The sequence below is a fragment of the Alkalibacterium sp. genome, from assembly GCF_046484155.1.
Classification (GTDB): domain Bacteria; phylum Bacillota; class Bacilli; order Lactobacillales; family Carnobacteriaceae_A; genus Alkalibacterium.
In genome coordinates this window covers 39,437-60,767 of record NZ_JAWOBT010000104.1, presented here as the reverse complement: position 1 = coordinate 60,767, position 21,331 = coordinate 39,437, and the positions used below count along the sequence as shown (strand labels likewise).

Below are 21,331 nucleotides of genomic sequence, written 5' to 3'. Positions count from 1 at the left end.
TACGATTTGGTATTCATTATAGCATAAATAAAGCTATTATCTATCTTGCTCAGTAAAATTAAATAACTTTTTCATGACCATTTCCCAAGTTCGTTCATTATTATTATATTTATGATTAGAGTCTTTATTTATTTCATAAGGAAGTGATAGATGGGGCTGACAACTTGAACAGCATTGCTTAGAATCAACCTTCAATTCTTCGTTAAAGTAATTAAGCAATGTTTCTCTTTTACACTCCACCGTCAGTGCATACTTAACCATGATACTTAACTGCTCTTTCTTATAAAGAATGCGCTCTTCTATAAGGTGATGTGCGTTCTCTATTTGAATATTTTGTTTTATAAAATAATCTGCAAGTCTACTTTTGCTGTCATCCTTTAGTGCCTCCAAGGATTTGGGATGGGCGTATGCAAATGATAACTCGTCACTATTGGGAAAAGTATCTTGTTGTAATCTCATTTGTAGAAACTCATCCCCACTTTCATATAACAATAAGGCTACACCCCCTTTTTCATCTCTACTTGCTCGACCAATTTCCTGCAGATACATCTCCGGATTCGCAGGCATATGATAGTGAATAACAAATCTTATGTCCGGTTTATCTATTCCCATACCAAATGCACTGGTAGCACAAATAATATCTAGATCATTATCAAGAAATTGTGCCTGGATTTTCTTCTTGTCTTCTGCTTCTATGTCACTATGATAGCTTTCGGCAGAGAAAATCGTTGTCTGTCGAATTTTTTCTGCCATAGCGTCAGCAACTTTTTTACTTGAGAAATAAATGATTCCGGCACTCTTGAACTCGTTGATAGCCTGAATCATTTTGATAACTTTATCCCCTTTGCATAACTCTACTCGCAGTTGAATGGAAGGACGATTCACCGAGTAAATGATTTCCTTAACATTAGTCTGAAGATTTAAGTTTTCAATAATTTCATTTCTGACTTTTTCTATAGCAGTAGCCGTTAAAGCCATGGTAAGCGGTCCATCTAATGTCTTTCTGATTTCACCTAGTTTAAGATAATCCGGTCGGAAGTCCATGCCCCATTGCGAAATGCAGTGGGCCTCGTCCACCACGAGCAATGATAGTTTAATATTTTTCAAACGATTTATTATCCTATCATGCTGTAGCATTTCAGGTGACATGAATATAAACTTGAAGGACTCCAAGTTATTTATGATCAAGCTTTTTTCTTTCTGGGACATAAAGCTATTTAGCGCAACAACCGACTTCTCTCCATTTCTTTTCATCGTTTCCACTTGATCTTGCATCAGCGATAGTAAGGGAGAGACCACTAAAGTCGCACCCGGCATGAAATATGACGGAAGTTGATAACACAACGATTTTCCACTTCCTGTTGGTAACATGACTAACGAATGTTTACCATTTAAAGCGGCTTCAATTGCTTCTTTCTGACCAGGTCTGAATGTAGCATGACCAAATTTCTGATTTAACATTTCATACATCTGTTCCTCAAGCTTTTTAATCATTCTGTCTAATCCTTTCAATTTCAATTAAGCGATATGAGAAAAAATCTAAATCTTCTAAAACTATTTTCGCTTCAGAATACGTCGAGACCTGTTTTGATTCAAATAAATTATGCAAATTCGTATAGTGTGCAGAGGCGATATAGCGCTTATAATATGGCCAATTTTCTATTAAAACACATTCAAGTATGTGTTCTTTGATTGTATTGTTTTTCAGATTTCGTCTCTTAGCTACTTCGCCTAAGCTTACCCCATTTTCAAGCAAGTTTTTTGAAAGCCAGGCACTATGACTCAACCCTTCATCACTATCTTTATGCGTGTATTTCCATAACGAAGATAGTAACGGAAATGACTTTTCGTCTCGTTGTGCTATTTGATAACTTAGCTGATCGATTAAAACTTTGTAGTGTTCCGTCGATAGGTTGTTACTATTTTTAATTTGACGACTTGTGCTTCCGTTAGTTTTATATCCAACGAAGTGACTTGCAATAAAATTTGAGTGCTCCGTCGGAAACGATTTAAGCAGTGCATTCAATTCTTTGAACCACATTAAAGTCAATTCATCCATTCCTTTTCTATATCCAACTAACCATTTTTTTATGCTTAACTGATTTTCTATAGTAGAAAGATATGGCACGTAGTCCTTGTTTTGATGACTGTATTCAGAAAAAATTTGAGTGATAAAAATAAACCGATTCCAAAAGAGTTGTTTCGTTGTTGCATAGCGTAACTGATCCAAGTTATTTATGAAAGGATAATCTTTATTGAAATCTTTTTTTTCTTTTAAACCTTCTGGGGTTAGTGTTAAACGATCATCAGCAATCTTTAGCTGACGTTCACTTATAAGTATATGAATGATCCGTTCCCACTCTTTTATTGAGAGATCAGGAAAGAGTCCAAACAAAACATACAGCTTGTTTTTCTCAACATTAAATAAGACAGAGGGGGTTCGTTTTCCACTTGCAATGAGACTTAGTTGTTTAATTGTCACTATGGTATTTTTGTTAAACAAACTTAATATATAGTTTTCTAGAAAATGATCAGCCAACGTAATCTCACTCCTCTGAATTTTATGCCGTATCAATGGTTTAATTATATCATTATTTCCAGACTCAATAACCCTTAAATTCGAGATTTCTAAAACCAAAAAGAGAATAAATAACAGCCGGAAAAATCCCTGCTATTATTTATTCTCTTGCTAAATCAATTCTGGTTAATTTGTTTCATTAACAGCTAGTGACCGACTGCGCTTTTTCTGAAATTTTCTCTTCGTTTTATCTAACCATGGTTTCAGTTTAGCAAAAGCGACATAAAAAACGAGGCCAACTAAAATGCCTTTAATTAAGTTGAATGGAACAACAGCTAACATCAAATAGGTGCGCATCGGTCCAACGTCAAATCCCATAACCGCCATATAAGCTGGAGCAATAACCAACCAGTTCAATACCGACATCATGACTGTTAATGACAGAGTTGAACTGAAAATACCCACTATTTTATTTTTCAATGTCGAACCATATCTTATTAGCATGAAATAAATAGGTAGTGTGAAAGAGACCGATGCAATAAATGCCGCTGTATCTCCAATAGGGAACCCCATCTCGCCACCTTTTTGTGCATAGGATAGAAGTGAGCGGATAAACGCAATGGTAATACCGGCAGCTGGACCATAAACATACATCCCGAACAACACGGCTAAATCACTAAAATCAACTTTCAAAAACGGTGACCCCGGCAGTACCGGAAATGCTAACATAGAAATCACCCAAGCCAATGACGCTAACATGGCAACGCCTACCAGCTTCTTCGTCTTACTGTTTGTCATAATAAATCCTCCTGAAAGGATTCATCCTACTAAGGGTGAACTTCTCTGAACACAACCATGTCACTATCGCCTGAAGTATGAGGATACAAAAAACTCTATTTATCCCTGTACTTCAGGTGACAAATAGAGCATTAGACAGAGTTATATTCAGTCAAAAAGCTCCATCTTCTTTATCCAGACTTTACTGTCGGTACTGGAATTGCACCAGTTCAGCAATTTTAATCGCTCGTGGACTTTACCACCGGTCGGGAGTCACACCCTGCCCCTGAAGATGAATCATAAATTATTTTATTTTCAATACTAATTATAAAGAATTAATTGAACAAGTCAAATCTGTTGCACCTTACGCAGATATTATCTTGATGATTTAATCTTCCTGGTTCATTGGTATATGAATAATAAAAGAAGAACCTTCATTCATTGCTGATTCAACTTCTATATATCCTCCATGTGCTTCAACAATATTTTTAACTAGCGATAAGCCTATCCCTGTTCCTTTGGTATTAGGTGCGTAATTATTTCGAGATTTATCCGCTTTGAAAAAACGATCAAAAATATAGGGTAAATCATCCTCCGGGATACCTGTACCTGTATCTTTAACGATCATGACGACTTCTTCAAGTTTCTCTTCTTTAAGTAGTTGAAGCGTCACTATTTTTTCTTTTTTATCAGTCATGCTTGTGTGTCTGATTGCATTATTAATAATATTAACGAAGACCTGGTCCATCTTATCTTTATCAATCATTTGATGCACAGTTTCTTTAGGGGCTTCCATCTGCAATGATACTTCAGCATCGCTCGCCATATTATCAAAACGGAACAAAAGGTTTCTTAAATAGCTGTTGAGATTGACTTCTGATTTTTGTAATTCAATATATCCCGCTTCCATCCGAGATAAGTCAAGCATTTCATTTACCATCCGATTCATTCTTTGAGACTCATCTCGGATGATCTGAGCCATCTCTTTTTTCTCTTCAACACTTTCAGCAACATCATCCAGTATCGCTTCACTATAGCCTTGGACCATAACAAGCGGTGTGCGCAGTTCATGTGAGATATTATTTATAAAATCTACTCTCATTCGATCTAATCGATGTTCTTTCGTTAAATCTTTAGTCGAGACGACTAAGCCTCTAAGATCATTACTGTCAGATTCCATTAGCGGTAAGATGGTCACCACATAAAACGTTTCTTCCATTTCTATAGTAAATTCCACCGATGACTTAGTGTCGATTACTTCGTTTAATTTTTCATCAACACTAACAAATTTATCATGGCCCGAGAAGTTAGATTCTTCCACCTGGTATTGAGTTACAAACAAGTCTCCAACAGGGTTAGATAATAACAAGGTTTTATCAATATCGTAATATAAAATCCCTGTTTCGATATTTTCTAAAATATGGCTCAACAATTCTTTCTCTTGCTTGACCACGGTTCGATTCGTTTCGAGAGAATGGCCCATTTTATTCATAGCCATGGCAAGTTCAGACAAGTCATCACGACCCGAAATAGGTAGTTGATGGCTGAAATCATCTCGAGCAAAATCGAAAGCTATGTTCGTCATAGCGTTGATAGGCTCCGAAACGTTACGTTTCAAATACATATAATAATATAGAGCAGCTAACATATGGGCAATAATCAAACCTGTTAATAAAAAAGTCATGCGTCTTTCTATATCAACAAGAAAGGACAGATCTCCGTAAGAATAAAACAGAGCATCTTCCCCGTCAATTTCTGTGGGTTGAATATGAAAAACATGTGGGATATTTGTTTTATATTCTTCAACTAAATCGGAACGAATTTGTACAGGCTCGCTGGAATCAATATTATCCATGATCCCCGGTTTGTTTTCCATACTTTCTTTTTTTTCTTCTGCAAAGGGCAACAGCCACTCTTCATCGTTAGGAGTATACGTGTCATCTAATAACAAAGCAAAGTCTATATGCATATGGAAATCATTAATTGCTTCAATATTTTCCAACAAAAAATGCGGATCCGCTAATGCAAGGCGCTCCACATTTATAATAACCTGTTCATATTCATTCATATAATTATCTTTGATTTGTTGAGAATAAAAGACACCATAAAATATAGTCGTAATGACGAAAGATAACAAGGTGATTCCAAACGTAATGAGCCAAATTTTAATTGCCACTACATTTAACTTCATACAATTACTCCTCTTCGTCATCAGGATAAGAATTTAATTTGTAACCTAGACCCCATACTGTTTCAATCATTTTAGAAGCGACATCTGATTCTTTTTTGAGTTTCTCTCTTAATCTTTTAACATGTGTATCCACTGTTCTTAAATCACCAAAAAATTCATATTTCCATACTTCTCTGAGTAACTGTTCTCGGCCAAATATTTGATCTGGAGAAGACATCAGATAATGGAGAAGATCATATTCTTTTGGAGTTAAATTAACTGGCTGGCCGTCGGCAGTAACTCTTCTTGAATCATTATCAATTTCTAAATGAGGTAACGTGAGCGTGTCCGATGTGTCCCCGTTGGTACCACTTGGTGTATCACTTTTAGTACGTTTCAAAATAGCCGCTACACGCAATACTATTTCCCGTGGACTAAATGGTTTGACGATATAATCGTCGACACCTGCTTCAAAACCTTGAATACGATTCAACTCTTCTCCTTTAGCTGTCAGCATCATGATCGGTGTCTCTTTTTCTTTTCTGATTTCTTCAGCTACTTCAAGACCATCCATTTCTGGCATCATCACATCTAAAAGAATGAGATCATAATCATTTTCTAAAGCCATTTCTAATGCTTTTTTTCCATGTTCAGCCTCTTCAATACTGTAATCTGCTTTTTCTAAATACATTTTCAGTAGTCTTCTGATTCTATCTTCATCATCAACTACTAGCAATTTCTTTTTGTTGTCTTGATTAGTCTCTTCGGTCACGTTTAGACACTCCTCTAATTCATACTTTAGTCATGGCTAGATATCAAATACTTTCAGCAAACCTCATCTATGATTATTATAACGAATGTGATCTGTTTCTGCCAACATATTCACTTTTAGGAGTTATTCTTTTATAAGTTCTTTTAATTTGTTTACTTCAAACGTTTTAAGTTGACGCCATTCTCCCGATTGAAGACCTTCTGTTGTTAAAAACCCATATTTGTCTCTGTTTAATTTCTCGACAGGAAAACCAACCGTTTTAAGCATTTTTTTCACCTGATGATTTTTGCCTTCATGAATAGTTAATTCAACCATACTAATATTTTTCTTAGGGTCGATATCGATAATTCTTGCTTTAGCGGGTCTTGTTTTGTAACCATCTATATTCAGGCCTTTTTCCAATTTGGAGATAGCCGTTTTATTGATCAAACCTGTCACTTTAGCAACATATGTTTTTTCGATGCCATATTTTGGGTGTGTCAACTGGTTGGTCAGTTCTCCATCATTCGTTAATAAAAGCACGCCTGTAGTATCGTAATCTAAACGTCCAACTGGATAGATACGCTGATCGATGTGTGAGAAGAAGTCCACAACCGTTTTTCTTCCCTTGGGATCATCCGCACTTGAGATAACACCTCTGGGTTTATTTAAGAGAAAATATAACTTTTGTTCTTTAGCAATAGGAACACTGTCTACTTCAATAGTGTCGTCACTGCTTACATTTAAACCCATTTCGGTAACTACTTCCCCGTTCACTTTTACTCTGCCTTCTTTGATCAATTTTTCTGATGCTCTTCTAGAAGCTATTCCCGCGTGTGCCATTACTTTTTGTAGACGTTCCATAATAATCTCCTTTAAATTCTAATTCTTCACTAAACAAACTTTGACTTTCCATTTCATCTTCAACTTCTAATTCTGGTAGTTCAGTTAAATCATTTAATCCAAAATAATCTAAAAAATAATCTGTTGTTCCGTAGAGTACTGGTCGACCTGGTGCTTCAACTCGGCCGATTTCATGGATTAGATTTCTTAACTTCAGCTTCTGTAAGCTTGATGATAACTGTACGCCTCTAATATCCTCTATCTCCATCCGAGTGATGGGCTGTTTATAAGCAATGATAGCCAGCGTTTCAACCGAAGCTTTACTTAACTTTTTAATCAGAGGTGATTTTGCATATTGCTCTATTATGACTGAAAATTCTTTTTTTGTGACTAAACGGTACGTTTCAGCCGTTTCTATTAATTTCAAGCCACTATTTTCTTCATTCAAATATTGTTCTGATAGGTCTTCAAGGCATACTCTAACGTGGTCAGGGGTAGATTTTGTCAATTGAGCCAAGTCGTTCAACGTTATCCCTTCTTCGCCGGCCACAAATAACAAGGCCTCGTATGTAGCAAATTCATTCATTTTGCTCACTCAATCCTTTCTTTCCCTGTTGTACACTAGATAGATAAATTTCACCGAAACTGTCAGATTGTTCAATTGCTACTTTATTTTCTTTAATCATTTCTAGCAAGGCTAAGAACGTGACAACATACTCTTTTTTTGTCGGTTTAGTGAACAATAGTCGAAAAGGTATCGCTTGTACACTCGAGAATATCCTTTTTTCTAGCCATTCTATTTTTTCGTTAACGGTAATTCCTTCTAAATCAATCGTATTTGGAGTAGGATCCAGCCATTCTTTTCTTTTGAACAGTTCACCGAACGCTCCAATTAAATCACTTAATCCTAACTCCCCTGTTTCAAGTGGTATAAACTGTTGAAAGTGTGTTAAGTCCTCGTGTGGTTTAGAAAAATATTGTTCACGGTTCCTACGGTTTTCATCTAATTTACTCGACACATACTTGATTTTCCGATATTCTAAAAGTTTTTGTTGTAGTTTTTCAATTGAATCTTCTTCAACATTAAACTCTTCACCCACTTCTTCCCAAGATTCATTTCTTGGAAGGAGCGATTGACTTTTAATTGACATAAGGGTTGCCGCCATAACTAAATATTCTCCTGCCACGTCAAGTTGGAGCAGCTGCATAGCATGGAGATAATTTAGATATTGTTCGGTTATTTCTTTAATCGGTATGTCGTAGATATCGATTTCCATCCGGTTGATCAGATGGAGCAGCAAATCAAGTGGTCCTTCAAAAATATCTAGGTTAACTTTCCATTTATCACTCATTCAGTTTCCTACTTTATAATGTCATATTAATTATCTAAGCCTTTTGCCACTTAGTCAAAATAGATGCTGTTTCCAGCGTTCCAACAATACGTTTCGGTGCGCATTGTTTTGACAGAGCATTTAACATGCTGGATGCCATGCCTTCTTCTCGGTAAGACGGGTTCACAGCGATGTGTCTTAAAAGGACCATTTCTTCATCTTCTTCAATGCCGATAACACCAGCCAAATCACCTGTTTCTTCACTTTTCCATAAGAAAAGCTGTCGATTATCTTCTTGATTGTACCATTCCATTTCTTTTGTTAACCGACTTGTTTCTTTCAAATCAGGAATGTATGACAGTAATCCCATCGTTATTTTCTGATAATCAGCTTTGTATATGACGAGCATGAAAGTCCTCCTGTTTTGTTACCAATTTTCGATACTATTTTCTAATTTCAAATAGTCTTGAACTGTTTCTCTCTTGATTGCTAAAAAATCTTTACCCTTCTCTACAAATACCACTGCAGGTCTGGGTAAGCGATTATAGTTGCTCGCCATAGAATAACCATATGCACCGGTACTGAATATAGCTAAAATATCTTTATAAGTGGGGCGAGGTAACGTGATATCCCATATTAACATATCTCCACTCTCGCATGCTTTTCCGGCGATGGATACTAGTTCTTCACTGTCTCCGTTGACTCTATTTGCCAACACTCCAGTATACTCTGCTTGGTACAGCGCGGGTCTGATATTATCCGCCATTCCCCCATCTACCGAAACATATTTTCTGATTGCCGGAATATTTTTTTGACTTCCTACCGTATACAGACTTGTTCCAGCTTCTCCTACGATACTTCTACCTGGTTCAATCCAAATTTCCGGAAGATCTAGTTCGTTTATCTTGGCATGCTTTCTTACAGCATTCATAATAGCTTCAGCGTAGTCTTTCAAAGGAAGTGGCGTATCTGCCTCCGTATAGCGTATACCGAAACCTCCACCCACATTGAGTACGTTTAAGGTGAAATCAAATGACTTTTCCCACTCTTTTGCTTTGACTAAAAGTTTTTCAATGACTGCTTGATACCCGTCGACTTCAAAAATCTGAGAACCGATATGGGCATGTAAACCGATACAATTGATATTTTCAGCTGATTTTATCTTTTCAATAGCCCCTTCCACTTGTCCTGAGGCTAAATCAAATCCGAACTTTGAATCCGCTTGTCCGGTCGTGATATACTCATGCGTGTGTGCTTCGACACCTGGTGCTACGCGAATGAGAACATCCATTACGCGATGATGTTTGTTCGTTAATTCTTCCACCATCTCAATTTCATAAAAATTATCGATCACTATGCATCCAATATTCTCTTGAATGGCAGTATTTAGTTCGTCGTATGATTTGTTATTGCCATGAAAATGAATACGCTCCTTAGGGAATCCGGCTTCTATAGCTAAAAACAGCTCTCCGCCCGAAACAACATCCAGCGATACATCTTCTTTTGCTAATAATTCGTATAGCGCCAGCGACGAAAAAGCTTTACTGGCATAGGCAACTTGCGTTTTATTTTCGTAGTTCTCAAACGCCTCTTTAAACATATTTATTTTTTCTTTTATTAAAGAAAGATCATAGACATTAAGGGGTGTCCCGTATTTATTAACAAGGTCTATCGTATCTACACCGTCAATGACCAAATGATTGTGCGTATTGATCTCCATATTACTCATTAATCGTTTACTGTAATTATCTTTATTCATCTTTTCCCACTTTTCTTATAAGTTAATCGTTCACAACGAAAGAAATTCATTCATGACAATCATACCTATTTATCAAGTAAAAATCAAACGGATCATGATTTACAGACAGAAAAAGAGCGAAAGTCAAAAACTTTCGCTCTTTCTCTCAACACTTATCTATAAATTTGAAATGATTGATTTAACTAAATTTTTGAATGTTTCTCTCACTCGAGTGGTCACTGCTACGACTTCATCATGATTTAAACTCTCTTGCATCCCAGCAGCATAGTTCGTTATACAAGAGATCCCTGCTACTTTAAGACCGGCATGATTTGCCACGATCACTTCAGGAACCGTTGACATGCCTACTGCATCGCCACCTAACGTGCGTATCATTCGAACTTCTGCAGGTGTTTCATATGTTGGTCCGGACATGCCCATGTAGACACCTTTTTGGATAGTAATATCTTGTTCCTTCGCAACATCTTCAATCATACGTTGGTACTCTTTATCATAGGCATTACTCATATCCGTAAATCGTGGTCCTTGAGTATCATCATTTGATCCATGTAATGGATTCTCACCTATCATGTTGATATGATCAGTGATGATCATCAAATCGCCTGGTATAAATTTTTTATTTACACCACCGGCAGCGTTTGTAACTACAAGTGACTCAACACCCAAAGCTTTCATCACTCTAACCGGGAAGGTCACTTCTTTCATTGAATAGCCTTCATAGTAGTGGAAACGGCCTTGCATCGCTAATACTTTTTTTCCACCTAGGTCACCGTAGACCAATTGGCCTGCATGACCTTCAACGGTAGAAACTGGAAATCCAGGGATATCTTCATAAGGGACAGCTATGGCATTATCAGCTTCATTTGCCAGTTCCCCTAATCCAGAACCTAAAATCAATCCGATCTTTGGAATTTCAATTCCCTTTTCTCTTAAATAAGCTGTTGCTTTTTCAATTGCCAAAGTATAAGTGTCAGTCATTCATTGATTCTCCTTTTAATGTTTTATTTTAATTTCTTCAAGAAACTATCGCCGAATCCAGTATTTTTGACATCGAAGTTTTCAGCAATCGTTGCACTGATATCTGCGAATAAGCCTTGAGGTAGTTCTTCACCTTTTTTAAACTTAGGTGAATAGATTAAAACCGGCACGTACTCTCTTGTGTGATCGGTCCCTGGTGCTGTTGGGTCATTCCCGTGGTCAGCTGTAAGGATCAGTAAGTCGTTCTCTTTCAGAGCATCATAGATTTCTGGTAAGCGAGCATCAAATTCTTCCAAGGCATCTCGGTAACCTTCCACGTTTCTACGGTGACCGTATAATGCGTCAAAATCAACTAAATTGGTAAAGCTTATCCCGTTGAAATCTTTGTTCATTACAGCTATTAATTTATCGACACCATCCATGTTAGATTTTGTACGCACGGATTCTGTGATACCTTTTCCATTAAAGATATCGTCGATCTTACCTACTGCAATAACGTCTTTTCCGTCTTCTTTAAGAAAATCTAATACTGTATCACCAAACGGACTTAATGCATAATCGTGACGGTTACTGGTGCGTGCGAACTCTCCAGGTTCACCCAAATAAGGACGAGCAATAATGCGTCCGATCATGTATGGATCCTCTTTTGTGATTTCTCTAACATACTCACAGATTTCATAAAGTTCTTCCAGAGGAATGACATCTTCATGCGCTGCAATCTGCAGTACCGGATCTGCAGACGTATAAACAATCAAGTCCCCGGTTTCCATTTGATGTTCACCGAGTTCTTCAATGATTTCAGTACCAGATGCTGGCTTATTGCCTACAATTTTTCTTCCTGTGTGTTCTTCGATTTTTTTAATTAAATCGTCCGGGAAGCCATCTGGAAATACTCTGAATGGGGTTTTAATATGTAGTCCCATTAATTCCCAATGACCTGTCATTGTATCTTTTCCTACTGATTTTTCTTCCAGTTTAGTGTAATAACCTTTAGTAGTATCAACGGGATCAATGCCTTTAAGTGTCGCAATGTTGCCTAAACCGAGCGTTTGCATATGAGGAACATTCAAGCCTACTTCTTCAGCAATATGACCTAAAGTATGGGCACCCTCATCATTGAACTCTTTAGCATCTGGAGCTTCACCAATGCCTACAGAATCTAAAACAACTAAATGTATACGATCAAAATTCATTTTTTTTCCTCCTTATATTATCTCTTTCTTTCAGAATAAATGAGTACGCTTAACAATGCAAGAACGGCACTGTATTTAGCCCTTTTATGAAAAAAGATTTAGACGTTACACATTTAATTCATTAAGCTCTCGGATGATAAGTAGAATAAACATCTTTGAGTCGATGCTTGGTAATGTGAGTGTATATTTGTGTCGTTGAAACATTCGCATGACCCAACAGTTCTTGTACAACTCGTAAATCTGCTCCATTTTCGAGCAAATGTGTTGCAAAAGAATGTCGCAAAGTATGGGGAGTTATCGATTTTTTCAGCCCTGCTTTTTGAGCGAGCTGTTTTATTTTTTTCCATACGCCTTGTCTGCTTAATGGTCTCCCTCGAGAATTCAAAAATATGACAGAAGTTTCTTGTGAAGCTTTCTCTAGCAGTTTCGGTCTAGTTGTTGTCATGTAATAATCTAACCATTTACAACCCATGTCGCCTATCGGGATCAATCGCTCTTTGTTTCCCTTTCCAACTATTTGTATGAGTTTCATTGATAAATGGACATCATTCGTTGTCAACTCAATTAATTCTGTAATTCTTAGCCCGGTTGCGTACATCACTTCTAAAATAGCACGATCTCTTATGCCTAAAGGTTTTGTCGTATCTGGCGTTTGCAGCAATTGGTCTATTTGCTGCATAGAAACTATTTTAGGTAGAGAATCTGCTTTTTTTGGTGTCTTCACGTACAACATGGGATCTTCCTCTGCATATCCTTCTTGTTTTAAGTACTGGTGAAACTTTCTAACACTTGAAAACATACGAATGATCGTATTATCTGCTTTTTTCAATGCTTTCTGTTCACTAAAATAATCAAGAAGGAGATAGCGATCTATCTCCTTCCAAGATTTTATTTTATGTTTATTGAGATAATCAATATATTGTCCAATATCTCTTTGATAACTGCTGATTGTATTGTTTGCCAATCCTTTTTCGATTTTCAAGAAGACAATATAGTCATCAAACGGCTCAAGATTTAACATACAATCATCCTCATTTAACCCAATTGATTCTTGGCACATTCGTTACATATACCATGGAAAGTCAGTCTATGATCTTTCACAATAAAGCGATACTCTTTTTCGATTTCCATTTCAATTTCTAAAAGCATATCATTTTTCACTTCTTCAATCTTCCCACATTTCAAACACAATAAATGATGATGCTGGTGTTTATCCTCATTCATATTCAAATCATAGCGGGCGATGCCGTCTTGAAAAGTTAGTTTATTGATAATTTGTAGTTCTGTCAAAATTTCAAGCGTTCGGTAGACAGTAGCTAAACCGATGCCTGCGTTTTTGGATTTCACTAAAAGATACACTTCTTCGGCACTTAAATGATCTTTTTCTTTTTCAAGTAACACCTCAACGGTCAGTTCTCTTTGAGGCGTTAATTTAAAACCTGCCTCATGTAACTTTTTTCTGATAACTTTAAATGAAGAGTCTAATTTTTTCATGCTGAACTCCCTTGGATTGAATCGATTCTTATCTATAAATTATTTACACTTAATCCTTATCAGGATAAGTATAAAATAATATGACCAAAGTCTCAACCTAATTCTTAATCCTCTAAAGGAGTCTCAATCAATTTTGTTCCGGTTTCATCTTGCGTGACTAGTCCTTGTTTCATTAAGCGACCGACAGCACGCTTGAATTGTCCCTTGCTAATGTTAAACTGTTTTTTTATTAGCTCAGGATCTGTTTTATTGTGGAAAGGAATGTGATGATCTTCAGAACGTTTTAACATCTCCAACAGCATCATTGCATCGTCATCAATGACTTCATGAGCTCTTGGTTGCATAGAGGTATAGAGTACGCCATCTTCTCTTAAACCAATGACCCGACCAGAGACTTCTTGACCTAATCTTGGCTCTTTATCCTGCTCGCTAGGATGGACAAACAGAATATGTTTCTCTTCTGTAATAACGTAAGTGCCACTTTTTTTCAGGTGAAAAACAGTACCCGTGACGTCTTGATTTTGCATTTGTTTCGTGCCTTCTACATAATCTTCAAAGAATTTTTCTTCATCGGCTAAATTGCCCCAGATACGATCTTTGTTATCTACTTTTATGGAAAGGTAAAGTCTGTCTCCTTCTTTTGGCCAAAGGCGTCCTTCAGCGGGTAAATCATCTATTGATACGACTACATCTTTATCTTGCCAATCAACGTCTACAAACACGCCTAAAGTCCTGTTTACTTTAACAACGGTTCCCCATCCAAATGTTTCTTTATTAATTTCAGGTATAACTGTAGAAAATACTGCCTGATCTTGCTTATCGATATAAACAAAGCCTTTTAAAGTATCTCCGATAGATACATCATCTTCTGAAAGTACTTTATAGGTCACACCATTTTTTTGAACAAATGCATCTTCTTCATTTTTATCAGTAACTATAGCTGTTATCTCTGTTGCTAGATCATTATTCATGTTAATCTCCTTTTTATTTCTAAATATTTATAAAATAAAAAATGAGGCAATGATTGAATATCATTTCGAAGATGCTCAAGAACATCAATCCTACGAATTCTATCAACCATTGTCTCATTCATAACTTATTTAACTTTATTTATCCTCTTGATTAAATTGCTGTCGTTGCGCCACGGTAGATAATACCACGACGTGCATCTACAGTAATCAATTCATTTTGTTCAATCAATGCTGTAGCATTTTCAGCAGATACAATGACTGGAATTCCCATTGCAATACCGATAACGGCTGCATGTGAAGTTAATCCGCCTTGTTCTACCACAATAGCTGCAGATTTTTCAATAGCTGGAAGATAATCTTTATCTGTACTCTTGACAACTAAAATGCCGCCTTCAATTGCACGTTCGATTGCTTCCTCAGCAGTTTCGGCTACAACAGCTTTTCCTATTACTGATTCAGAACCGACACCTTGACCACTTGTTAATTTTGATCCAATTAATTGAATCTTCATAACGTTTGTTGTGCCACGTTCTCCAACTGGTACGCCAGCAGTGATGATGATTAAGTCTCCCTCTTTAGCGAATCCTTTTTCAACTGTAGTTTGTGTAGCTAAATTGAACATATCATCAGTTGATGCAGGTTTTTCTGAAACGGTTGGTTGAACACCCCATTGTAAAGCCAAACCTCTAGCAGTTTCATCACTAAATGTAACAGCTAGAATATCAGCTTTAGGTCTGAACTTAGAAATCATACGAGCTGTATGTCCTGATTCAGTAGCAGCAACAATAGTATGAATATTTAAATTCTTGGCTGTGTGTCCAACAGCTTGTCCAATTGCTTCCGTCATATCACTTTGGTCATAAGCTCTCAGTGCGTATGCATCTTGGTTGATTATTGCTGCTTCAGTACGTACAGCAATGTTATACATTGTTTGTACTGATTCTACAGGATAATCCCCAGCTGCTGTCTCACCGGAAAGCATGATAGCATCGGTACCATCAAAGATAGCATTAGCAACGTCTGATGCTTCTGCTCGTGTTGGACGTGGGTTATCTTGCATAGAGTCTAGCATTTGTGTGGCAGTAATAACTGGTTTACCGGCATTATTACACATTGCAATCATACGTTTTTGAACAATAGGTACATCTTCAGTTGGGATTTCCACACCTAAATCACCACGAGCGACCATTAAACCGTCAGCAATCGCCAAAATTCCTTCCAGGTTATCGACACCCTCCTGGTTTTCGATTTTAGGAATGATTTGAACATGCATTTTTCCTTGTTTTTCTAAAATTTCAGTAATATCTAACACGTCAGATGGACGTCTGACAAAAGAGGCTGCAATGAAGTCGATATCATTATCTAGTCCAAATTGAATATCTGAGCGATCTTTTTCAGTTAATCCTGGTAAGTTAACAGATATACCAGGTAAGTTAACACCTTTTTTATTTTTTAGTACGCCTGTATTTTGAGCTGTTGTTACAATTTCACCTTTGTCATGTTCGATATCAGTAACCAATAAATTAATTAGCCCATCATCAAGTAATATGCTTGAACCAGGTGTGACATCATTAATTAAGTCAGTGTAAGTAACTGAGAATTTTTCTTTAGTTCCTTCAACCTCTGACATGGAAATACGTACTGTTTCACCTTTAGTCAAAGTGATGGCGCCGTCTTTCATGTTGTGGGTTCTTATTTCAGGACCTTTTGTATCCAGCATAATGGCTACCATTTTACCAGTTTTTTCAGAAGCTATACGGATATTTTTGATGCGATTTAAATGTTCTTCATGATCACCATGTGAAAAATTCAAACGTGCAACGTTCATTCCTGCTTCGATTAATTTTTCCAGTGTTTCTAATGACTCACTTGCAGGACCTATGGTACAAACTATTTTTGTTTTTTTCATACTTTAACTCTCCTATTTAATTTATTTTTAATATAATGATGACATAAAGTTAATGACCTACGTAAACTTAATTAGTTTGAAATCTCTTCATTAAGTTTATATAAATCTAAGTTAGGTGTGTGTTTCATATTGTCAAGCGTTTCAGCAATATCTCTAACGATAAGTTCTTCTTTATATATAGCAACGCAAACTCCGCCACTGCCTTCTTTTAATGCTTCAACTGCTTTAGCACCAAGTTGAGAAGCAAGAACTCTATCTCTAGCTGTAGGTGATCCGCCTCTTTGAACGTGACCCAACACTGTTACTCGAACATGGAAATTATCAATAGCATCAAGTTTCTCAGCAAATTCCTGTCCATCCATTACACCTTCAGCCAAGACTATGATGGAATGTTTCTTCCCTCTTTCTCGACCTTCACGAATATTTTCTGCAACTTCAGTGATATCAAATCCTTTTTCAGGGATGATGATCTGCTCCGCTCCACTAGCGACACCTGACCATAAAGCAATATCTCCAGCATTTCTTCCCATTACTTCGATAACAAAAGTACGAACGTGAGAAGTAGCAGTATCCCTGATTCTATCTAGTGCATCGAGTACGGTATTGATAGTTGTATCGAATCCAATAGTATAATCTGTTCCAGGTATGTCATTATCGATTGTTCCAGGCACACCCACACAAGGGAAACCATGTTTAGTTAGAGCGTAAGCTCCTCTATAAGAACCATCTCCACCTATCACAACCAAACCTTCGATACCAAAACGTTTGAGTTGTTCAATGCCTTTCAGCTGACCTTCTTCTGTTGCGAATTGAGGATAGCGTGCAGAATACAAGAAGGTTCCCCCGCGTTGAATCATATCTCCAACGTCTCTCTGGTTTAGTTTTCTAATATCTCCAACTACAAGTCCGGCAAAACCATAGTTCACACCGTAAACTTCCATACCTTCGTAAAGCGCTTTTCGGACGACTGCTCGAATAGCTGCGTTCATGCCTGGAGCATCTCCTCCGCTTGTAAGAACTCCAATTCTTTTCATCTTATATCCACCTTCAATGCAATTTTTCTTTCCACACTTACTAGATAGTCTAGCAAAGATATGTAAAACATATTGAGTAAAGAATATGCTCTTTACTCAACCAACCTTAAATCATCATTTGATTACATACATCTATTATCTTATCACTTTTTCTCGTAATTGTCTTATAAAATACAGATATATAGCTAAATTTTTTAAATTATTTTAAAATTACGTTTTTTCTGCCTAATATATCCTCAATTGTTTTAAGGCTTGCTGTCTGCCTATTTAAATTGTACTTAGGTTTCAATTTTTCTTTCCTATCTGCCGCCTGATCATAAATGATCACTTCGACAGTGCCGACTTCATCCTCCAATACTTTTAAGATTTCAGAAAATTGTTCCTGTTGTTCTTTTATATTCTCAAATCTCAAATATAATTGATGGCTGTGATCCATTTTCAGCTCTTCAGGATTGCTCATGTTGGATACTAAAATATTCCATTTGTTTTTTTTGAATTCCGCTTTACCTCGGATGACAAAGATACCGTTCTCAACTAACTCTTTCGAGTACTTCCGGTAAACATCAGGAAACAAAACGCAGGTTGCTTCTTTTGAAGCGTCAGTGACCTCTAAAAAGGCCATAGGTTCGCCTCGTTTAGTCTGGATTTTCTTCACTTCTTGAACGGAGACAATATAGGTCTGTGTTTTATTATTTAACGAGTCAGTTAAATATATAGCTTGACTATTGTATCTTGTATCCATATATTTGTCTGTCGGATGACCAGATAAATAAAAACCCGTCACTTCAAATTCCTGCTTCAAACGTGCTTCTATACCGTACTCTTCTTTATAGTGGATTTTTGGTGAAAGTGATTCAAACAATTCGATATTACCATGACTCATGTTTACGCTATTGATCATTGACTCTAATGAATCAATGAGTGTGTGACGATTATGTTCTAATCGATCAAAACATCCCGCATAAATCAGCGGTTCTATATATTGTTCTTTTCTCCATCTTTCATCAATTCGATTAATGAATGACAGTAGATCTTGAAACTTCCCCTGCTGTTTTCTTTCATACAATATGTGTTCGATAAAATCTTTACGAACACCTTTAATTGAATTGAATCCAAAACAAATACCTTTATCGATCACTTTAAAATTCTCTTCACTTTGGTTAATATCCGGATGAACAAGCTCAATCTGTCTTTGTTTAGCTTCCAATAAATATTTAGTCAATTTTTCTTTGTTGTTTGTTGAGGCTCGCATCAGTGAAACAAAAAAAGCTGCTGGATAATGCGCTTTAAAATAAGCAAGTTGGAAAGCTAATTTTGAATAGGAGACTGCGTGCGAACGATTAAATCCATAGTCAGCAAACCTTTCGATATGGGCATATATACGCTTAGCTACATCTTCGCTATAACCTCTTCGCTTGGCACCTGCAATAAACTGCTTGCGACCTGCATCTATTTCTTTTTTGATTTTTTTTGATATGGCTCGCCTTAAAATATCGGCTTCTGCTAAACTATATCCCGCAATTTTTGAAGCTACCTTCATGACTTGTTCTTGATAGACCATTACCCCGTTTGTCACTTCAAGAATATCTTTCAAATCGTCGTGGATATAATCTGTTTTTTCAGCCCCATGCTTTCTTTTAATAAATACATCGATTTGTTCCATTGGACCTGGTCGATACAAAGCATTAACGGCTACAATATCTTCAAAATCTGATGGTTGTAATTTTCTTAATACATTTCTTATTCCACTAGATTCAAACTGGAAGATACCATTTGTGTCCCCCTTTTTGAAAAGATCAAGCGTCTTCTGATCATTTAAAGGTATCGTTGCCAGTTTATCTCTAACTGAACCTTTTAACTCTGAAACATTTTTTAAGCAATCAGCAAGAATAGTTAAATTCTTTAAACCCAGGAAATCCATTTTCAGTAGTCCCACTGTTTCAATATCATTCATCGTATACTGAGTTAAGGGCATTAAGCCATTCCCTTCTTGAAGAGGAGCTGTCTGGATTAATGGATCTCTTGAGATGACTACTCCTGCTGCATGTGTGGAAACGTGTCTTGGAAGTCCTTCTAGATTTAGAGCTATCTGAAATATTTTTTTATTAAGATCACTTTGATTCACCATTGTTCTTAATTCTTCTGATTCTTTATACGCTTTGTTTAAAGTTATGCCTAAGGAGCCCGGTATCGCGTCTGACCATCTCTTGAGTTCATTGGTCGATAAACCGAACACTCTCCCTGTATCACGCAAAGCCATTTTTGCAGCAAATGTCCCAAATGTCGCAATTTGAGCAACATGTTCTTTTCCGTATTTATTTAAAACATATTTAAGGATGCTATCCCGTTTATTGTCCGGAAAATCTAAATCGATATCGGGTAATGTATATCTCTCCTCATTTAAAAAGCGGTCAAACAAAAGTTCGTACTTTACAGGATCGACATCTGTGATATTCAAAAGGTAAGAAACAAGTGAGCCAGCCGCTGATCCCCTTCCAGCTCCAGTCACTATTCCGTTCTGGTGAGCATATTTCATTAAATCCCAAACAATCAAAAAATAGTCTGCAAATCCCATCTTGATTATGACTCCCAGCTCTTTTTCAATTCTCTCTTCATATTCTTTTGAATGATCAGGCAATTTATTCTTTAACTGAGTATTCACGAGTTTAATCAGATAGTCTGAAGAATTCAGATTCTTCGGAGTGGTATACTTTGGTAAAACACTCTTCCAGCTCAAGTCCAGTTGAATGGATTCTGATATTTTCACTGTATTACTTAATGCTTCAATCAAGTTGTTTTGTGAATACCACTCGATTTGTTTAGCTTTATCCTTCAAATAATAGAAAGATGAATCACTTAACTGCTTATCAGAGTCGATCGTTGTTTGATTACTTATTGCTTCAAGCACCCTTAGCGATAAAGAATCATTTTCCTGTAGTGATTGAATGGGTTCATTTACAACTAACGGTATATTAAGATCATTAGAGAGCTGCTTTATCTCATCTATCACTTTCTGATTGCTGCCATTGCAGTATATTCCTAAGAATAAATGATTGAAATTCCGCTTAAGATCTATCACTACGTTCTTTTTATTGTTTTCTCTTTCTAATACTATATTTTCAAGACTTTCATAATTTATGATACCTATTAATTGAGTAGAATATGATTTCATTATATCCAATGTTATTTTTTCTCGATCATATTTAATTAAACTTGATATAGCTAATAAATTTTGATATCCTCCGGCATTCTTAGCCAGTAAAATAACAGACAAAGCCGTTTCCGATTCATCATTCTCGTAAATATCCACTGTAATCCCTAATATAGGTTTAATACCTTGTTCTTTAGCCTTTAAATAAAACTCTACAGCTCCATGCATAACATTTTTATCGGTGAGTGCTATGCTAGTGTAGCCCAGACTTTTAGCTTGTGCTATTAATTTTGGGATCTTTATTGTACTTTCCAGTAACGAATAAGAACTTATAACGTTTAAAGGTATGTAATTCATTTATACTCTCACCTCTTTTAATTTGCAATTTAAATACCACATACTATTATAACAGTAAAAAAATCTCAATAAAGCATTAGGGATAAACTATTCCT

General features: G+C 36.5%; 18 protein-coding genes and 1 riboswitch. All 18 genes read right to left on the bottom strand.

Features of this window, described 5'->3' with window-relative positions; genetic code table 11:
- Window positions 1–36: 36 nt before the first annotated feature.
- The 18 genes from R6U02_RS07600 to dnaE all read right to left on the bottom strand — a co-directional run bounded on the left by R6U02_RS07600 (window position 37) and on the right by dnaE (window position 21,236).
- Window positions 37–1,494 carry a RecQ family ATP-dependent DNA helicase gene (locus tag R6U02_RS07600; RefSeq protein ID WP_410263012.1) on the bottom strand — a complete coding sequence of 486 codons (1,458 nt, stop codon included), beginning with the start codon at window positions 1,492–1,494 and terminating at the stop codon, window positions 37–39.
- A complete protein-coding gene (locus tag R6U02_RS07595; RefSeq protein WP_410263011.1) occupies window positions 1,487–2,539 on the bottom strand; it encodes a helix-turn-helix domain-containing protein in 1,053 nt (350 codons plus the stop codon). Before R6U02_RS07595 ends, R6U02_RS07600 begins: the two co-directional genes overlap by 8 nt.
- 165 nt (window positions 2,540–2,704) lie before the next feature.
- Window positions 2,705–3,316 (bottom strand): ECF transporter S component, encoded by a 612-nt coding sequence (locus R6U02_RS07590; RefSeq protein WP_410263010.1) that lies wholly within the window; start codon window positions 3,314–3,316, stop codon window positions 2,705–2,707.
- Between the two features lie 159 nt (window positions 3,317–3,475).
- Window positions 3,476–3,593: riboswitch (FMN riboswitch) on the bottom strand.
- 90 nt (window positions 3,594–3,683) lie between these two features.
- Window positions 3,684–5,486, bottom strand: coding sequence for an ATP-binding protein (locus R6U02_RS07585; protein WP_410263009.1), 1,803 nt, complete (start codon window positions 5,484–5,486; stop codon window positions 3,684–3,686).
- Window positions 5,487–5,490: 4 nt separating this feature from the next.
- Window positions 5,491–6,237 carry a response regulator transcription factor gene (locus R6U02_RS07580; RefSeq protein ID WP_410263008.1) on the bottom strand — a complete coding sequence of 249 codons (747 nt, stop codon included), beginning with the start codon at window positions 6,235–6,237 and terminating at the stop codon, window positions 5,491–5,493.
- Window positions 6,238–6,360: 123 nt separating this feature from the next.
- Window positions 6,361–7,080: a pseudouridine synthase gene (locus R6U02_RS07575; RefSeq protein WP_410263007.1), complete on the bottom strand. Its 720-nt coding sequence runs from the start codon at window positions 7,078–7,080 to the stop codon at window positions 6,361–6,363.
- Window positions 7,034–7,645 carry an SMC-Scp complex subunit ScpB gene (gene scpB, locus R6U02_RS07570; RefSeq protein WP_410263006.1) on the bottom strand — a complete coding sequence of 204 codons (612 nt, stop codon included), beginning with the start codon at window positions 7,643–7,645 and terminating at the stop codon, window positions 7,034–7,036. The genes R6U02_RS07575 and scpB overlap by 47 nt, the downstream gene beginning before the upstream one ends.
- The gene (locus tag R6U02_RS07565; protein ID WP_410263005.1) at window positions 7,638–8,411 is read right to left on the bottom strand and encodes a segregation and condensation protein A; all 774 of its coding nucleotides are present in this window, start codon (window positions 8,409–8,411) and stop codon (window positions 7,638–7,640) included. Before R6U02_RS07565 ends, scpB begins: the two co-directional genes overlap by 8 nt.
- 34 nt (window positions 8,412–8,445) lie before the next feature.
- Window positions 8,446–8,799 carry a GNAT family N-acetyltransferase gene (locus tag R6U02_RS07560; protein ID WP_410263004.1) on the bottom strand — a complete coding sequence of 118 codons (354 nt, stop codon included), beginning with the start codon at window positions 8,797–8,799 and terminating at the stop codon, window positions 8,446–8,448.
- A gap of 18 nt (window positions 8,800–8,817) precedes the next feature.
- On the bottom strand, window positions 8,818–10,149 hold the full coding sequence (lysA, locus tag R6U02_RS07555; RefSeq protein WP_410263003.1) for a diaminopimelate decarboxylase: 1,332 nt from the start codon (window positions 10,147–10,149) through the stop codon (window positions 8,818–8,820).
- A 156-nt stretch (window positions 10,150–10,305) separates the two neighbouring features.
- Entirely contained in the window at window positions 10,306–11,127 is an 822-nt protein-coding gene (locus R6U02_RS07550) for a purine-nucleoside phosphorylase (protein ID WP_410263002.1), read from the bottom strand.
- A gap of 23 nt (window positions 11,128–11,150) precedes the next feature.
- Complete coding sequence (deoB, locus tag R6U02_RS07545) at window positions 11,151–12,320, bottom strand: phosphopentomutase (protein WP_410263001.1); 1,170 nt, start codon at window positions 12,318–12,320, stop codon at window positions 11,151–11,153.
- Between the two features lie 121 nt (window positions 12,321–12,441).
- Complete coding sequence (gene xerD / locus R6U02_RS07540; protein WP_410263000.1) at window positions 12,442–13,341, bottom strand: site-specific tyrosine recombinase XerD; 900 nt, start codon at window positions 13,339–13,341, stop codon at window positions 12,442–12,444.
- A 14-nt stretch (window positions 13,342–13,355) separates the two neighbouring features.
- Window positions 13,356–13,814: a Fur family transcriptional regulator gene (locus R6U02_RS07535; RefSeq protein ID WP_410262999.1), complete on the bottom strand. Its 459-nt coding sequence runs from the start codon at window positions 13,812–13,814 to the stop codon at window positions 13,356–13,358.
- 104 nt (window positions 13,815–13,918) lie between these two features.
- Complete coding sequence (locus R6U02_RS07530) at window positions 13,919–14,785, bottom strand: S1 RNA-binding domain-containing protein (RefSeq protein WP_410262998.1); 867 nt, start codon at window positions 14,783–14,785, stop codon at window positions 13,919–13,921.
- A gap of 151 nt (window positions 14,786–14,936) precedes the next feature.
- Entirely contained in the window at window positions 14,937–16,694 is a 1,758-nt protein-coding gene (gene pyk, locus R6U02_RS07525; RefSeq protein ID WP_410262997.1) for a pyruvate kinase, read from the bottom strand.
- 71 nt (window positions 16,695–16,765) lie between these two features.
- Complete coding sequence (pfkA, locus tag R6U02_RS07520; RefSeq protein WP_410262996.1) at window positions 16,766–17,728, bottom strand: 6-phosphofructokinase; 963 nt, start codon at window positions 17,726–17,728, stop codon at window positions 16,766–16,768.
- A 199-nt stretch (window positions 17,729–17,927) separates the two neighbouring features.
- Window positions 17,928–21,236: a DNA polymerase III subunit alpha gene (dnaE, locus tag R6U02_RS07515; protein WP_410262995.1), complete on the bottom strand. Its 3,309-nt coding sequence runs from the start codon at window positions 21,234–21,236 to the stop codon at window positions 17,928–17,930.
- Window positions 21,237–21,331: the final 95 nt, after the last annotated feature.